General features: G+C 55.5%; 17 protein-coding genes. 5 read left to right on the forward strand and 12 right to left on the reverse strand.

Annotated features, from left to right (window positions below):
• Nucleotides 1-69: 69 nt before the first annotated feature.
• From QGH09_03660 to QGH09_03670, 3 genes are read right to left on the reverse strand one after another with little or no spacing between them, the layout of a single operon-like run.
• On the reverse strand, nucleotides 70-453 hold the full coding sequence (locus QGH09_03660; protein HJO17279.1) for a plastocyanin/azurin family copper-binding protein: 384 nt from the start codon (nucleotides 451-453) through the stop codon (nucleotides 70-72).
• Between the two features lie 32 nt (nucleotides 454-485).
• Complete coding sequence (locus QGH09_03665) at nucleotides 486-1,688, reverse strand: hypothetical protein (protein ID HJO17280.1); 1,203 nt, start codon at nucleotides 1,686-1,688, stop codon at nucleotides 486-488.
• Complete coding sequence (locus QGH09_03670) at nucleotides 1,678-2,700, reverse strand: multicopper oxidase domain-containing protein (protein HJO17281.1); 1,023 nt, start codon at nucleotides 2,698-2,700, stop codon at nucleotides 1,678-1,680. The genes QGH09_03665 and QGH09_03670 overlap by 11 nt, the downstream gene beginning before the upstream one ends.
• Before the next feature lie 118 nt (nucleotides 2,701-2,818).
• Between QGH09_03670 and QGH09_03675 the strand changes: the two genes are divergently transcribed.
• The gene (locus tag QGH09_03675; protein ID HJO17282.1) at nucleotides 2,819-3,487 is read left to right on the forward strand and encodes a metal-dependent transcriptional regulator; all 669 of its coding nucleotides are present in this window, start codon (nucleotides 2,819-2,821) and stop codon (nucleotides 3,485-3,487) included.
• A 13-nt stretch (nucleotides 3,488-3,500) separates the two neighbouring features.
• Here QGH09_03675 and QGH09_03680 read toward each other — a convergent pair whose 3' ends face one another.
• Nucleotides 3,501-3,923 carry a 6-carboxytetrahydropterin synthase gene (locus QGH09_03680; GenBank protein ID HJO17283.1) on the reverse strand — a complete coding sequence of 141 codons (423 nt, stop codon included), beginning with the start codon at nucleotides 3,921-3,923 and terminating at the stop codon, nucleotides 3,501-3,503.
• A 61-nt stretch (nucleotides 3,924-3,984) separates the two neighbouring features.
• On the opposite strand from QGH09_03680, the gene QGH09_03685 reads away from it, so the two are divergent.
• On the forward strand, nucleotides 3,985-4,680 hold the full coding sequence (locus QGH09_03685) for a 7-cyano-7-deazaguanine synthase (protein HJO17284.1): 696 nt from the start codon (nucleotides 3,985-3,987) through the stop codon (nucleotides 4,678-4,680).
• Nucleotides 4,681-4,857: 177 nt separating this feature from the next.
• On the opposite strand, the gene QGH09_03690 is transcribed toward QGH09_03685, so the two are convergent.
• From QGH09_03690 to argR, 8 genes are all read right to left on the reverse strand, one after another.
• Nucleotides 4,858-5,163, reverse strand: a complete 306-nt coding sequence (locus QGH09_03690) for a DUF5615 family PIN-like protein (GenBank protein ID HJO17285.1) — start codon at nucleotides 5,161-5,163, stop codon at nucleotides 4,858-4,860.
• A 24-nt stretch (nucleotides 5,164-5,187) separates the two neighbouring features.
• The gene (gene speY / locus QGH09_03695; GenBank protein ID HJO17286.1) at nucleotides 5,188-6,324 is read right to left on the reverse strand and encodes a deoxyhypusine synthase; all 1,137 of its coding nucleotides are present in this window, start codon (nucleotides 6,322-6,324) and stop codon (nucleotides 5,188-5,190) included.
• A gap of 275 nt (nucleotides 6,325-6,599) precedes the next feature.
• Nucleotides 6,600-6,851 (reverse strand): hypothetical protein, encoded by a 252-nt coding sequence (locus tag QGH09_03700; GenBank protein HJO17287.1) that lies wholly within the window; start codon nucleotides 6,849-6,851, stop codon nucleotides 6,600-6,602.
• 96 nt (nucleotides 6,852-6,947) lie between these two features.
• Nucleotides 6,948-7,748, reverse strand: coding sequence for an enoyl-ACP reductase (locus QGH09_03705; protein ID HJO17288.1), 801 nt, complete (start codon nucleotides 7,746-7,748; stop codon nucleotides 6,948-6,950).
• Nucleotides 7,749-7,822: 74 nt separating this feature from the next.
• Nucleotides 7,823-8,467 carry a hypothetical protein gene (locus tag QGH09_03710; GenBank protein HJO17289.1) on the reverse strand — a complete coding sequence of 215 codons (645 nt, stop codon included), beginning with the start codon at nucleotides 8,465-8,467 and terminating at the stop codon, nucleotides 7,823-7,825.
• 123 nt (nucleotides 8,468-8,590) lie between these two features.
• Nucleotides 8,591-9,991, reverse strand: coding sequence for an argininosuccinate lyase (argH, locus tag QGH09_03715; GenBank protein ID HJO17290.1), 1,401 nt, complete (start codon nucleotides 9,989-9,991; stop codon nucleotides 8,591-8,593).
• A 15-nt stretch (nucleotides 9,992-10,006) separates the two neighbouring features.
• Nucleotides 10,007-11,251 (reverse strand): argininosuccinate synthase, encoded by a 1,245-nt coding sequence (locus tag QGH09_03720; protein ID HJO17291.1) that lies wholly within the window; start codon nucleotides 11,249-11,251, stop codon nucleotides 10,007-10,009.
• Between the two features lie 17 nt (nucleotides 11,252-11,268).
• Nucleotides 11,269-11,721 carry an arginine repressor gene (gene argR, locus QGH09_03725; protein ID HJO17292.1) on the reverse strand — a complete coding sequence of 151 codons (453 nt, stop codon included), beginning with the start codon at nucleotides 11,719-11,721 and terminating at the stop codon, nucleotides 11,269-11,271.
• 109 nt (nucleotides 11,722-11,830) lie between these two features.
• Between argR and argC the strand changes: the two genes are divergently transcribed.
• The 3 genes from argC to QGH09_03740 are packed head-to-tail and all read left to right on the forward strand — an operon-like array spanning nucleotide 11,831 to nucleotide 14,911.
• Nucleotides 11,831-12,814, forward strand: a complete 984-nt coding sequence (argC, locus tag QGH09_03730) for an N-acetyl-gamma-glutamyl-phosphate reductase (protein ID HJO17293.1) — start codon at nucleotides 11,831-11,833, stop codon at nucleotides 12,812-12,814.
• A gap of 11 nt (nucleotides 12,815-12,825) precedes the next feature.
• On the forward strand, nucleotides 12,826-13,713 hold the full coding sequence (gene argB, locus QGH09_03735; GenBank protein HJO17294.1) for an acetylglutamate kinase: 888 nt from the start codon (nucleotides 12,826-12,828) through the stop codon (nucleotides 13,711-13,713).
• The gene (locus QGH09_03740) at nucleotides 13,703-14,911 is read left to right on the forward strand and encodes an acetylornithine/succinylornithine family transaminase (GenBank protein ID HJO17295.1); all 1,209 of its coding nucleotides are present in this window, start codon (nucleotides 13,703-13,705) and stop codon (nucleotides 14,909-14,911) included. Before argB ends, QGH09_03740 begins: the two co-directional genes overlap by 11 nt.
• The last annotated feature ends 23 nt before the right edge of the window (nucleotides 14,912-14,934 follow it).

The following is a 14,934-nucleotide window of genomic DNA, read 5'->3' on the forward strand; positions in this document are numbered from 1 at the left end:
ATAGCTATAACGCAACGATGCTGTGCACGAGAAGGCAGGAAAAGCTTGGCGGAGGCGAAACCAGCGAGTTTACTGAACGTCGACAACCTCAATTGAACCCCGCATCATTGCACTGTGCGGGCTGCACTCGTAGACATAGTGACCAATCGCTTCGGGCACCTGGAAAACAAGGGAGTCGCGCTCACGGCCTCGGAGTCGAGGAGTTGCCACCTGCCATGCACCGACCACGAACTCATGTACGACGCCAGGCTGCTTATTCCACAGTACGAGTCTTACTGTCTCGCCAGCTTCCATGCGGATTCGTGGATTCGCTTCAGCGTTGCCATCGACGTAGAACGCCATGTCCGACGCCACCACGACGATCTCGCGGGGCTCGAGCGACGCATCGGTCAAAAGGGGCATGAACCCGGCCATGGCCAGCCCGGCCAAGCCTAGAAGCATGGCTACAACCATCTGCCCTCTCGCTCCTCTGGTGACCGTCATCATCATCCCACCAACATGCCCGTGGCGTACATGATCGCGAACCCAGCGCTGAGGCCACTCAAGGCAGGTGCGGTCGACATGAAACGGAGCACCGGCCCCTCGGGCGCTGTCTGCCGGACGATCTGCACGATAACCTGAGCGATCGCCCCAGCACCGATACCCAAAAACAGCACCGACCAGAGTGGTGAGTACACCAGCCCGCCCAGCCATGCCCCGGCGATGGTCGGCGCACCGCCGATCACGCCAAGCCGAACCAGTTCGCCAACCCGAGCGCGGTCACGGGCTAGCGGCGCCACGATTGCAAGCCCTTCCGTGGTGTTATGCAGCGTGAAGCCAACGATGAGCAGAGTGCCAAGCCCGGCCTCGCCAAGCGCGAACGCAGCACCGATCGCCAGCCCTTCACCAAAATTGTGTAATCCAATGCCAATGGCGACCAACAGCGCCAGTGTCCAACCGCTCGTCGCCACGTCCGCGACGGCGGCCTGCTGCTTCCTGCGCAACCATCTGCCGAGCGACTCGAGACCCAGATAGGCGCCGACCGCGCCAAAGACAAACAGCATGACGCCTTGATACGACTCAGGTACCACCAAGGCCATCTCAAGCCCTTCCTGCCCGGCATCCACCAGCAGGAACAGCAACAATCCAACGGTCAGTGAGAGCAGGAACGCCAGCCCGGCGCGTCCGAGGCGGCCGACCAGTGGAAACCACAGTAGCCCGAGGGCGACCGGGATGACGCCGACGTAAGTGCCGATCAACGTGAACGCGACAAAATACCGCACGTTGGGCCGAGGAGTCTCCACCGCAACGGCGATCTCGTGGTCGAATGTCACACCGGTCGATGTGACCACACGCACGACATGCTTTTCGCCTTCAACCCAAGGGTAGGGAATCGTCAGCCTAGCGCTTTGCAGATGATTTAGCGTCGTACCCGCGTCTGAGGTGAAGGCCCAGTAGGCCTCATCGACCTGCACCTGAGCGACCGTTACTGGGTCGGGCCCATCGTTAATAACCGTGAGCGAAATCTCGTCCGGCCTCAATTTCGCCGCAGCGAAGGACAACTCCTCAACCGCAGGGTATGCATCGGTACCGATGACGTCGCTCGGCCAAGTCTGCACAATGACGACGAGAAGTGCCCCCAACAGCACGAGCGGCGCCAGTGCGATCAGCCACAGCCGACCGATCGAGGTTGACGTCTCAGGTGTCACGCCGCTCCTCTTCAGCCGAGAACAGTCCCATCCACCCGAGCTCGGCAAACTCGGCCTGATGCGCGTGGAACATGAACTGGCCGGGATAGCGGAATGTGGTCTCAATCACGGCGCGTTCTCCTTGACACAGCATCAACGTATCAGTCGTCTCGGTTGACTCAAGCCGCGTACCCGTGCGCGCGACGTCGAAGAAGGTGGCATGCAAGTGGAGGCTGTTGACCGGGTCGAACTCGGTCAGGTTTACAAGATAAATGCGGACAAGTTGACCGACTTTGACACGAATCGGCTCGTGCATGTGATGGTGCGCCACCGTGTTGACCGCGTACACTTCGTTCTCAGCATCAAAGTTGGTGTCGAACGCGTTCATCACCATCACAAGCTCATCCGCTGGCTCACGTGCGGGTACACCACCAACATCCTTCGGGTCAACGATGAACACGCCATAGAGCCCTTTGTGGATATGACGCTTCAACGGCGCAGTGTGACAGTGGTAAAGGTGCACGCCGAACGGCTCGGCGTCGAATTCGTACACGAAGTGCCCACCTGGCTCCACGTCATGCTCAGGCAACGCCCCGTCCATCGAAGGAGGATGCACCGCGTGAAAGTGGATGGTGTGCGGGTGGGCGCCCTGATTGATGTAGTTGATCTTAACCCGGTCACCTTCCGTGGCACGGAGGGTAGGACCTGGCACTTGTCCGTTATAGGTCCAGGCCGGAAAGAACACCCCCGGAGCAATCTCAATTTCTCGGTCGATCGAAACCATCTCGTACTCGCGTAACATCGTCCCGTCGGGGCGCGGTGTCTCACGATAGAATCGTCGGCGCTCCGCTTCGGGCAGGTCGGAGAAATTCCAGCTACGGAGGTAAAGGCTGGGGTCGAAGGATTCTGTTGAAACACGGCCAACGGCTTGTGCATTCACCGAGCGTGAAGCAACGCGTGCCGTGCCCCCGGCAAGTGAGCCCAGACCTGCTACTTGTAGCCATGAACGACGGGACAACCGCTTCATCTTCATCGGACCAATCTATCGAGGAAAAATAGAGAATCTGTCCACTCGGAATAAATATTTTGACATATCAAAAATAAAATGTCTATCGTTAGAAGGTGAAATTGCGACACTGGAGAAATATTCCATGGCAACATCCAGCACAGTCGAGAACTACCTGAAGGCTATTTATCAGGCGCAGACAGCGGCGGAAGACAAACAGGCACTTGTTCCGATGGGTCAACTCGCCTCTGCGCTCGAGGTCGTACCGGGAACCGCAACAACAATGGTCAAGACTCTGGTCAGGTCAGGGTTGGTCGCTTACGAGCCATACTCAGGTGTCCGTCTGACTGACGCCGGCGAGCATCTAGCGGCCATGGTGCTCCGCCGTCATCGGCTAGTCGAATTGTTCCTCGTGCAGATCATGGGAATGAGCTGGGCCGAGGTTCACGAGGACGCCGAACAACTCGAACATGCAGTGTCCGATCGACTTATTGACCGGATCGACGAACTACTAGGTAGGCCGGCCGTTGACCCACACGGCGACCCAATTCCAGACCCAGAAGGCGTTGTGGCGCAGCATCTGCACAAGAACTTGTTAACCTGTCCCATCGACACTAGCTTAGTCGTGACCAGGGTCATGAATCAGGATGCCGATTTTCTTCGTTTTCTCGAACAGCACAAGTTGAAACCGGGTCAAGCAATCAAAGTCATCGCACGGGACACATCAGCCGACAGCGTGAGCATCTTGAGTAGCGGGAACCACCAAGTGACTATCGGGACGCGGGCAGCATCAAAATTGCTAGTGGAAGTCTAACGGTTGAGGAAATCTATGCTTTGGTAGAAATTGCCTCGGGTTCATAGGTTGCCGACGACGTGGGCGTCTCCCAGACCTTGACCCGGACAACCGGTAGCCCAGACTGCTGCACGTGCTCATAAATTAGGCGTGCTATCCGTTCAACCGTCGGATTGCTCTCGACTAGAAAAACCGGTTCGCCGAGTTCACGAAGCGGCTTAACAAGTGGATCATCACTTCTCAGGATCATCTTGTGATCGATCTCTCGGTCAATCCAGCTCTTCACCAAATGCTTGACGTCGCTAAAATCACACACCATGCTTCGCTGGTCGAGTGCCGCTGTGCGGATCTCTATCTCGGCGACGGCGTTGTGACCGTGAGGATGCTTGCACACACCCTCGTAATCGAGTAAACGATGTCCATAGCAGAAATCCACTCGCTTGACGACAGAATACATAGAAGACCTCGATGAGTTTGATCCACCACATCCACGCGCAATACTAAGCAATGAACCAGCGATGGTAGCGAAAGACTCAAAACGAGGTCAAGCCACAGCCGTTCTGTGTTCGGCTGGTCTCGACAGTGCGGTTCTTCTCGCTGTCGAGTCTTCGGCCGATGCCGAAAGAGTTCGACCAATTTACATCAGCGTGGGTTTTGCCTGGGAAACCGCGGAACTCGCGATCCTCGATCGATTAGTAGCTTCGCCGCCCTTTGTAAACATCGGAAAAATCAGCAAGCTAAACGTTGACATGCGCGATATCTACACAACCTCTCACTGGGCAGTACGTGGCGACCCGCCAGCATATGACACGCCAGATTCTGATGTGTATCTCGTAGGGCGAAATGCGATGCTGCTGACCAAGGCATCCGCGTATTGTGCGCACCATGGTTTTGACCGAATCGTCCTGGGCACACTCGCTGGTAATCCATTTCCTGATGCCACACCAGACTTCATGAATGCGATGGCGCAGGCGTTGTCTTTAGGACTGGCACATGGAATCACCATCGCCACGCCGCTCGCGGAGTACAGAAAACCAGAGGTTATCAAGCTCGGGGAAACACTCGGAGTTCCGTTTGAACTCACGTTATCGTGTATGCGGCCAAAAGGAGACAAGCACTGCGGACTTTGCAGCAAGTGCCGCGAGCGGCGGGACGCGTTCAGTGAAACTGGCATCTGCGACCCAACGAAATACGCTGCTAAGCCACCTCGCTAGAAAGAGCCGCTTCTAATTATTCATGCCATCCTGGATGGACATCGAGCTTACGGCCTTCGAGTGGAATCGTTGACATCGAAAGCACCTTACGCCGCTCATTTTGCACTGGCCCACCAAAGATATCTCGATCAAGGCTTCGGAGGAGATGCCTGAGTGTTCGCTGATCGGGCCCGGAAATCACGACCACTCCCCCGCTTTCGGAGGGTGGGAATTTCTTGTCCTCAAAAAATCACGATCGAAAGTAATAAGTGTACGAAGAAGACAACGTGCAACACGGAAGTGCTCTTGATCACTCGCGCGCCGTAAATCGTCATGCTCGATGACGAAAAGGACGTCCCAGCGTAGCCTGTCTCGCATAAAGGCAACGAGGCCAGCGGTTACGTTAGCGTCAGCGTAGATTCTTGGCTGTTCGGTGATCGCCTGAAGACACGACTTGAACTCCGAGGACAGCGTTCCCATTATGAAAAGGCGTTCGTTGCACATGAGCAACTCGCCCGAACCCAAAACTCACTTACTCCCTACATCACGCTTCGCACCCCGAGCCGCTTCTGCCTGCTGCATTAAATTAGAAACTAACTCGTCACGTCGACGCATCAGTCCCTTACGGGGCCGATGACCGCGCTCAGACCCGATCACATACTCGCAGAATAGTGGAAACGCTATGGTCGAGTCGCAGTAGGCCACTACGGTGTCGGGCAGGACACCTGGATTCACTTTACCCCAACTAACGGCCTCAGCCGGAGTGGCACCCGAGAGTCCGCCCCACACAACCTGATCAGTGGTGATCTGAATGAAGTAGTCGTTGCCACCTTTTGGAATGCCGTAAACTTCCCACAACGTCGGCTGGCCTTGAAGATAGAAGTTCTTAGGCGACCCGCCGCCAAGAATGACACACCCGTTTTGATGACCTGAGAGAATGATCGCACAAACTTCATTGACATCCCGATTCGAATCGATCATGAAGGAGCTGCCTTCGAGTAACGCATTTGAAGCAATGTTCATACCGATGGAACTGTCACCGGGTGAGGAGGTGTACACCGGCAGGTCTACGGCTGCTGCACACGCTACGACCGAATGCTCTTCGCACCCTGGAAACCTCTGAAGCAGATCCTGCCCTAGGCGATGATGAAACTCGGCACTCGACATCGGTCCCTGGAGCCGCTGCCGGACGAGAAAATCCCTGATATACGAATCTGTTTCAAGAAGAACTGAGGATGGAAATAGCACATCGTAAATGCGGATGATCCCCTGCTCGTAAAGCTCGATATCATCAAGAAACGGCGAGCCTCGGTGCAACGTAAAATTCATGGCGTAGTGCAGGTCGTGGTAGAGGTTCGCCCCCGTACTGATGATGAAATCTACGAGACCTCGATTCATTAATTCGATTAGGCATCCACCAAGACCTGCTGGCGTTAACGCGCCGGCCACGGTCAATCCGATCGTCGTATCGGTCTCCGGCGCAAGCATTTTGTCCGAAAAAATGTGACAAGCTTCGGACAAACGGCCAGCGTTAAACGCTTGAAATCCATCATCGATCAGCCTACGGATGTCTTCACTACCCCTAGGCCGGTAGTACCGAATTGCTGCTCCGTCGAGGAGGTTATGACCGTGAGAACCTGACGAACCAGGAGCGCGATGAGGCATGGGGTTCCTCCGATACACGAGGACATCCACGGACCTTAACTCAGTCCGGGACCGACGAAACCGCCAGGGAAAGACGGCGGCCGGGTAAGCTTAACACCTCTTCTCCCGCCTGATTGTCGCGATCTTTATTAAGTGCTGCGAGAGAATTGTTCTGAGTAGGAACTCCAGGTTAGGACAGCCTCTAGCATCGATGGTGAGGCTAGATGGTGAGACGACCACACCCGCTAACTCTGTGTAGCTAAGGGTTGGAACCTCAAGGAAGAGGTATCATGCGGTCAATCTTCGATCCGGCTAGGGTCGACCCAGTCGGCACGGCGTCCTGAGAACCCCACGACGAGTAAAGCAGCGCCAAATGCACCCGTGAACAGCGCAAAACCATCCGTGAGCCACGACTCCCACTTAAAGTCGGCCAGACTGAGCACCACCGTAAGAAACACAAGCACTGCTCCGATCGAAGTCGAAATTCGACGGGCAAGTGTTAACCTTATTAACGTTCCCCGCATACGCCTGATGGCTGGCAATTTCATGCCTCAAACGTCTCGGGCAAGAATGACACGATACCAAATGGATATTTCTCGTTGACGACAGGCGAGACCATTTGTGCCACGGCCTAAGGGACTAGCCTACTGACCCTCGTTACGAATCTCCCCAAGACCCATAGCGTGATAGCCAGCGTCTACAAACAGCACCTCACCCGTTACAGCGCGCCCTGCATCACTCAAGAGAAATATTGCCGCGTCTGCCACTTCACCAGCATCGATATTACGTCGAAGCGGCGCATGAGCACGGTAGACTGACAGAATATTGGAGAAACCCGAAATGCCACTTGCGGCTAATGTCTTGATCGGCCCAGCAGAAATGGCATTGACGCGGATTTGCTGAGTGCCAAGTTCGCTCGACAGATATCGGACGCTGGCTTCAAGCGCGGCCTTCGCAACCCCCATTACGTTGTAATTTGGAAAAACCCGCTCGCTACCAAGATAGGTAAGCGTGAGAAGGCTACCGCCTCCTCTAAGTGCCATCAACGGTGCAACCGCTCGCGCCAGAGCTACGAATGAATAAGCGCTGACATCAAGCGCAACCTGGAAATCCCCTCGGGTCGTTTCTAGGAACGGTTGAGTGATTGCCTCACGTGGGGCGAAGGCCACGCCGTGGACTAGAAAGTCCAGACCACCAAACTCCTGCTCTAAGCGATCAGCTACTGCCTCGATTTGCTGGTCCTGAGTGACGTCACACTCCAGAACCAAGGGTGGTTGTGTCAGCGTCGCCGCAAGTTTGCTCACATTTCGCTCGAACCGCTCGTTGACATAAGTCAACGCGAGCCGTGCGCCAGCTCGATCAGCCGCTTCTGTAATCGCCCAAGAAATAGATCGCTTGTTCGCGACGCCAACAACTAGACCCTGTTTTCCGGAAAGATCGATCATGTTGAACATACCTCCAACGGACGCTAGCGAGCGTGCCCGCCTAACCTACCGTCTCGGCCGAGCAGTGGAGTTCTTTAAGACGACTTTTTTTCACGCCGGGCTGAGCGCGAAGCCCGCGACTTGGAGCGCCCTGACGTCCGCCCTCGACGGCGGTTACTTGGCTCGGCTCGGTCCTGGAATTGATCCTGCTCACGAGACCGCTGCTCAAAGCCGTTACCATTCGTACGACCACCGTTGCCCAAGTGACGTTTTCCAGATGGACCCCTGCCATTATCGCTACGGCCGTTCCCATTTCGCGTGTTCGACTGACGGACGGTAAACTCAGGAACACGCCGCTCCGGTACCTGTCCCTCAACACGTGGCAGTGTCGCGCGGATTAAAGGCCGGTGCACCGAACCAGCACTACGTTTCGATGTGGGCTCAGACACAAGCGGCGTCTTGTCAGCAGCAGACCCATGGAGCACGTTTGCAGGAGTTGAACCAGCTTCGGCTGTTACCTCGGTTTCACTGGAACGCACAGCATCTGTTGCAGGCAGCTTGTGTTTTCGGGATCGGGGCATTTTTGCAGCCTTGTACTCATGCTCAGCATCGCACGTTGTACAGCGAGTCTGTCTGATTTCGTCAGACACCATAGCCACAACGGCGTGATCCGTGATGCGGCGCTCACGCGGACAATAATCATCCACGCTATCACCCAGCCGAAGCCGACGCTCTTGCATCAAAGCCTTACCAAGACCAAGGAATTCAAAAGGAGTACTCGTGCAGGCGGAACGAGTCTAGCAGAAGAGCCCGCAAAAACGCAACCGCCTCGTGGCTAGCCACCACCGCACTCTACCAAGCTATCAACCGTCAAGACTTTCGACCCGCGCATCTTCGAGCCAGGCGATTATATAAGACAGGGCATTTTCAACAGCAACTGGGTTTGTTGACTGGGTTGTCTTTCGTGTATTAACCGCTGCTTGAGCAGTGATCCGAATCTGGATGTCATCCTCGAACAAATCGCTAAACGCCTTCCACTCGGTCATCGATAGCGATTCAAAGTCGCGATCTGATGTCAGCAAGTCACGAACCATTCCACCGACCAAGGTATGTGCATCCCGAAACGCCATTCCGCGCGAGACCAGATAATCAGCTACCTCGGTGGCAAGTAACAGCCCAGACGCAGCTGACTTAGTGCGAGCACCTAATACTGCGAGCGTTCGCGCGACGGTGGTCACAGCTGCCGTCGAAGCCAGAACGGTATCCTCAGCGTCAAACAGCGCCTCCTTATCCTCCTGCAGATCCTTGTTGTATCCGCTAGGCAAACCCTTCATGCTCGCGAGCCATCCAGCCGACCTTCCGATCACCCGCCCGCTCTTTCCACGGACTAGCTCAAGCGGGTCGGGGTTCTTCTTCTGAGGCATGAGACTGCTGCCCGTGGTAACCGAGTCGGAAAGCTCAAAGAATCCAAACTCCTCGCTACTGAAAACAATAACGTCCTCACCAAACCGACTTAAATGAATCATCGTTAACGCACACGCATGCAAGAAATCAGCAACGAAATCACGGTCGGCGGTGGCATCAAGACTATTGGCTACGACCTTGGAAAATCCTAAGCGTGACGCCAGAGCCTCAGTGTCAACAGGGTAGCTTGAACCAGCAACAGCGCCAGAACCAAGTGGCATGGCGTCGGCTTGGTCGCGCACATTGTCGAATCGTGCGTAGTCACGACGGAAACCTTCGGCATGGGCAAGAAAGAAATGTGCGACGAGCATCGGTTGTGCGCGACGCAGATGCGTGTAGGCTGGCATGAGCGTCCCATTTGCAGACGCCGCCTGCTCGGCAAGAACAGAGACCAAGCCAAGTAGACTGCGCTGAATCTCTCGGGTTCTGCGACGAACATAGAGCCGAAGGTCAAGTGCTACCTGATCGTTGCGCGACCGCCCGGTGTGTAACCGTTTACCAGCTTCCCCCACACGGTCGACGAGCTTACGCTCAACAAAGGCATGCACGTCCTCATCAGGCCCAGAAATGAAGGCGGGATCTAGCTGACCCTCCTTGAGGATGTCCTGTAGCGCAGTGGAAACTGCTTCCGACTCATCGGCGGTCAGGACACCCACGGCCCTGAGCGCCTCGGCCCAAGCGAGACTCCCGTTGACATCGTCTTCAAATAGCCGACGGTCAAAGACGAACGACGACTGAAACCTGAAGACGTCGGCGTCCGGAGCGTCGGCGAAACGCCCTGACCAGAGATGCTTAGTCATGTGGTTGTGGCTGAGTCAGGCATCGCCTTTCTTAACTTTGGATTTCATCGAAACGTTCGGTCGCAGTGCGGCTGGCCCTTTTCGTGCCGCCGTCTCAACCGGCAATCCAAAAATTTTGATAAAGCCTTCTGCAGCAGTGTGGTCAAACTGATCTTCATCGTCGTAAGTCGCCAAGGCGTAATCGTACAGGGCGTAAGGTGATTGACGGCCTACCACCCTACAGTCACCTTTGAACAACTTGAGCCGGATTGTTCCTGTCACACGCGGCTGGACGTACGCGACCAAGGCGTCAATCGCTTCACGTGTTGGCGTAAACCACAATCCATCGTAGACGAGGTCGGCGTAAGTGCAAGCTAGATGACGCTTCACTCTATCAAGATCACGAGGAATGACCATCATTTCTAACTCGTGATGTGCCATGTGCAAAACAATCGCAGCGGGGGCCTCATAGATCTCTCGCGATTTGATACCGACCAGACGATTTTCCAACATATCTATCCGACCTACCCCGTGGGAGCCGGCAATTGTGCTCAAACTATGAATAAGCTCGACGAGCGGCATCCTGACACCATTCACCGAAGTTGGTACACCGTCAGTGAACTGAATTTCAACGTAGGCTGGCGCATTTGGACATTCTCCCGACGGACGGGTGAGGGTGTAGATGTCCTCCGGTGGTTCTGTCCAGGGATCCTCGAGTACGCCACACTCAATCGACCGCCCCCAAAGATTCGAATCGGTGCTGTAAGGACTGTCAACCGTTGCAGGCACAGGAATGCCCCGTTTCTTGGCGTAGGCGATTTCTTCGGGCCGACTCATCCCCCAGACACGGGCGGGTGCAATCACTTGGATTGAGGGATTTAAGGCACGAGCTGAAACGTCAATTCTGACCTGATCATTACCTTTACCGGTGCAACCGTGCGCGATCGCTCCGGCATTCTCGCTCTCCGCGACCTCGATGAGACACTTCGCGATTAAGGGTCGTCCCAGTGACGTTGCCATGGGATATCGCCCCTCGTACAGTGCTCCAGCCTGAAGAGCCGGGAGTAGATATTCATGGACAAACTCTTCACGCACGTCGATCACATGCGCGCGGACCGCCCCGACTGCTAACGCGCGCTCACGCACGTCGTCTAGCTCTTTGCCCTGACCCATGTCGAGCGTTACAGCAATGATCTCTGCATCATGGTGCTCGGCTAACCACGGAATCGCGACTGAGGTGTCGAGACCACCTGAATACGCAAGTACGATCCTCTCTGTCACTTCATCTCCTTCCGACCTCAGGCCTTGGCCCAGGTCTCGAATCGCTTAACCATTTCAGCCGCGGCTCGGCGATGACGAGCGATCACTAATATCGTGTCGTCGCCTCCAACGGTACCCACCACCTCGTCGTAAGTAGCCCGATCAATCGCTAATGCCAACAGCTGTGCCTCACCTGGGTCAGTCTTAAGGACGATCATCTGCTCAACCCGTTCAACACGCTTCAAATAATCAGCCACGGCGCGCTGTACATCGGCGCGTGGACCCATGGTCTGCATCTGCACCACATCGGCTCGCTGATAGGCACCGTCCGCTGCGCGCTTGACAAGTCCAAGCTCCTTAATATCACGTGAAAGTGTGGCCTGAGTAGCATCGAATCCCCGTCGCTTGAGACGTTTTCGTAGAAGTTCTTGACTGTGAATGGCCTCACCAGTCACGAGTTCAACGATTGCTGCTTGGCGAAATTGCTTCATAGCTATTCGTTAACAAGAAACAAAAATGTGCTGCTTTTATTGACCGTAACGGCTACAATTTGGTATACATATACACTTGTCTGTATAAATATACATTACTTGGATGAATATGCAAAGAGTTCTGGTTGGGTTGGCTGGCGCCACCGGCTACGTGGGTCAAGAGTTACTCGCACTTCTAGCTGGACACCCACGTGTGACACTAACAACTGCGATGTCCTCTGGAACGGGACAAACATCACTGCCCAAGATGGCACGCATTTGGGACGGTGAACTCGTCCCTCTTTCGGTCGACCAGCTTGCCGAAAAGACAAACGCCGCCTTTCTAGCGCTACCCGATCCGGTCACCGCTGAAGTTGTTCCTGTACTAGTTGATCGCGGGGTACGAGTATTCGACCTCTCCGGTACGTTTCGTCTACGTAATTCGGAACAGCGCGCCAAGTGGTATCCGGCGGCATCAGATACCGTGGCTAGCACAGCGGTATATGGTTTACCGGAACATTGTGGAAATGCGCTCCGTGATGCGACGCTCATCGCATGTCCTGGTTGTTACCCGACAGCGGCTCTTTTGGCGCTCCGCCCACTGATCACAGCCGATTTATTGGCTGACGATCTCGTCGTTGATGCGAAATCTGGACTTTCTGGTGCCGGCAAAACACCGAGTGAACGAACCCATTTCTCGGAATGCCACGGTAACGTTGCGAGTTATGGCATTTTTTCACATCGCCACGCTGCCGAGATTGAGCAGGAACTGCAGAAGACCGTCACCTTCGTACCCCATCTGGTCCCGTTAGACCGGGGCATTCTGGAAACGATATACGGTCGGTTGAGGCCAGGACTGGGCGCCGATGAGGTTGGTCTGGCACTCCACGAAGCATATCGTGAGAGCCCTTTTGTCCGACTTCGCGGCACGAATTTACCGGAAATCAAGGATGTTGCCCACACCAATTTCTGTGACATTGGATGGTCAGTCTCTGACGACGGCCGACTGGTCCTTGTAGCCTGTTTGGACAACCTAGTTAAGGGTGCAGCTGGCCAGGCCGTCCAGGCTTTCAATCTCGCGTTCGGCTTCGACGAGCGCGATGGGTTGCTCTAACCGAGGTTACAGTGTCCAAGTCCCTTTCAGGTGTCGACGTGGGACCGCTTGTGCTGAAGCTTGGTGGAGAGCTGATCGACACGAGCGAAGGACTGGATGGCATAGCCACTCTGATTGCCCAAGCGGCGGCTCAACGTCCGGTAGTCGTTATACACGGCGGTGGTCGCGAAATCGACTCTGAGCTTGCACGGGCGGGCCTTGATAAACGGGTGGTGGATGGTTTACGCATTACGGATCAAGCAACGCTCGATGTCGTTGTTGGTGTGTTGGCCGGTCGGGTTAACACCCGACTCGTGGCAGCAGTTACCCGAGCCGGTGCTCCTGCCGTCGGGTTAACCGGAGCAGATGACCGAATCGGTCTTTGCCGCCGCGCGAGTCCATACCGCGCGCTTGACGGGAATACCGCAGACCTTGGTTTGGTGGGCCAGCCACTGCCAACGGAGGCTCCACGATTGCTGGACCGATTGCGACGAGCGGGTTACACGCCAATCGTGGCGTGCATTGGCGTTACTCAAGATGGACAGCTACTTAACGTGAACGCCGACATGCTCGCCGCTCAACTAGCAGTGAACCTGGAGGTGAACCAGCTCATCATTTTGGGTGCAACGGCTGGTGTTTTGGATAGTAATGGCCAGTCATTGATAAGGCTTGACGATGCCGACGTTGAACAACTTGTGGCGAGCGGTGACATCACCGCCGGGATGGTGGCTAAACTTGACGCATGCCGGCTGGCAAGCCGGAACGGTGTCAATAGCGTCATCATTGCCGACGGTCGACGAGCCAACGACCTCGACCTCTTACCGGGAACGGTGATTACCGCGGGTGATGGGCCCACGAATCCGCAGGCTTCTGCTTTGACGAAGAAAACGAATAAGAAGGGGGCGGGTCGTGACGAATAGAAACGTCCTCGACACTGAAGCGACTCACATTTTACAAACTTATAAACGCACGCCAATTGTGTTCTCACGAGGTCGCGGTATTCATCTGTATGACGATGAAGGTCAGGAGTACACCGATTTGGTGTCCGGTATCGGAGTAGCCTCCCTGGGACACGCACATCCAAGGCTTGCTGCCGCTATCGACGAACAAGCCAAGGCGCTACTCCATACATCGAACCTCTACTACCATCCACTTCAGGGACAGCTGGCAGCACGGTTGACTGAACTCTCGGGACTTCCTCGATCGTTCTTCTGCAACAGTGGTACTGAGGCGGTAGAAGCATGCCTTAAGTTCGCGCGCCGCTACTGGCACACCGAAGGTGATGTGTCGCGGACCGAGGTCGTAGCACTTGAGAACTCGTTCCACGGACGAACACTTGGTGCACTGTCAATTACGTGGGAGAAAAGTTATCGAAGGCCGTTCGAGCCCCTCGTGCCAGGCGTTAGGTTCGTGCCCAGAGAGGCCGCTGCGCTGACCGAGGCGATCTCGACCAATACCCAAGTTGTCATAGTCGAACCACTTCAGGGTGAAGGAGGGGTCCGGCCGCTCTCGAAGAACATCGCTCGTACCATACAGAAAGCCTGCGATGACACCGGCGCACTGCTCATTACCGACGAGGTGCAATGCGGTCTTGGCCGAACCGGCCGGCCCTTTTACTTCCAGGCGTTAGATCTCCGGCCTGATCTAATCTCGGTCGGGAAGGCACTTGGAGCTGGCGTTCCTATTGGGGCAGCGCTCGTGGGAGAGCGCGTTTCGGCAGCAGTCGCCTACGGCGATCATGGGAGTACTTACGGAGGAAACCTCCTAGCTTGCCGAGCCGCTCTCGTTTTCCTTGAAGAGTTGATGGACCGAGGCTTACTCGGGCACATTGTAACGATCGGTGCTCTCGCCCACCAGCAGTTACAAGAGCTAGCTAACCGGCATCCCTCTATCATCGACATTCGTGGTGAGGGCGTGATGTGGGGTATCGAGATTGACGGCAATACTGATGCAACCGCTATTGTGACGGCCGCGCTCAAACGCTGCCTCCTCATAAATCGGACTGCGGGAAACGTCATTCGCCTACTGCCGCCACTCACGATTACCGAAGATGAACTTTCTACGGCGCTCGCTACTCTTGAAGCGGCGGTCGCCGAGGCCGAAGCTAGAGCGTCATGATTGAAACGACGACCCTTCAAACA

The organism is Vicinamibacterales bacterium (genome assembly GCA_036012125.1).
Classification (GTDB): Bacteria; Acidobacteriota; Vicinamibacteria; order Vicinamibacterales; family UBA823; genus UBA11600.

What these genes read in the sequence shown, in the direction of transcription:
- QGH09_03660 (HJO17279.1), bottom strand. Translation starts at nt 453, where the DNA reads ATGGTTGTAGCCATGCTTCTAGGCTTGGCCGGGCTGGCCATGGCCGGG.
- QGH09_03670 (HJO17281.1), bottom strand. Translation starts at nt 2,700, where the DNA reads ATGAAGATGAAGCGGTTGTCCCGTCGTTCATGGCTACAAGTAGCAGGT.
- QGH09_03675 (HJO17282.1), top strand. Translation starts at nt 2,819, where the DNA reads ATGGCAACATCCAGCACAGTCGAGAACTACCTGAAGGCTATTTATCAG.
- QGH09_03680 (HJO17283.1), bottom strand. Translation starts at nt 3,923, where the DNA reads ATGTATTCTGTCGTCAAGCGAGTGGATTTCTGCTATGGACATCGTTTA.
- QGH09_03685 (HJO17284.1), top strand. Translation starts at nt 3,985, where the DNA reads ATGGTAGCGAAAGACTCAAAACGAGGTCAAGCCACAGCCGTTCTGTGT.
- QGH09_03690 (HJO17285.1), bottom strand. Translation starts at nt 5,163, where the DNA reads ATGTGCAACGAACGCCTTTTCATAATGGGAACGCTGTCCTCGGAGTTC.
- speY (HJO17286.1), bottom strand. Translation starts at nt 6,324, where the DNA reads ATGCCTCATCGCGCTCCTGGTTCGTCAGGTTCTCACGGTCATAACCTC.
- QGH09_03700 (HJO17287.1), bottom strand. Translation starts at nt 6,851, where the DNA reads ATGAAATTGCCAGCCATCAGGCGTATGCGGGGAACGTTAATAAGGTTA.
- QGH09_03705 (HJO17288.1), bottom strand. Translation starts at nt 7,748, where the DNA reads ATGATCGATCTTTCCGGAAAACAGGGTCTAGTTGTTGGCGTCGCGAAC.
- QGH09_03710 (HJO17289.1), bottom strand. Translation starts at nt 8,467, where the DNA reads ATGCAAGAGCGTCGGCTTCGGCTGGGTGATAGCGTGGATGATTATTGT.
- argH (HJO17290.1), bottom strand. Translation starts at nt 9,991, where the DNA reads ATGACTAAGCATCTCTGGTCAGGGCGTTTCGCCGACGCTCCGGACGCC.
- argR (HJO17292.1), bottom strand. Translation starts at nt 11,721, where the DNA reads ATGAAGCAATTTCGCCAAGCAGCAATCGTTGAACTCGTGACTGGTGAG.
- argC (HJO17293.1), top strand. Translation starts at nt 11,831, where the DNA reads ATGCAAAGAGTTCTGGTTGGGTTGGCTGGCGCCACCGGCTACGTGGGT.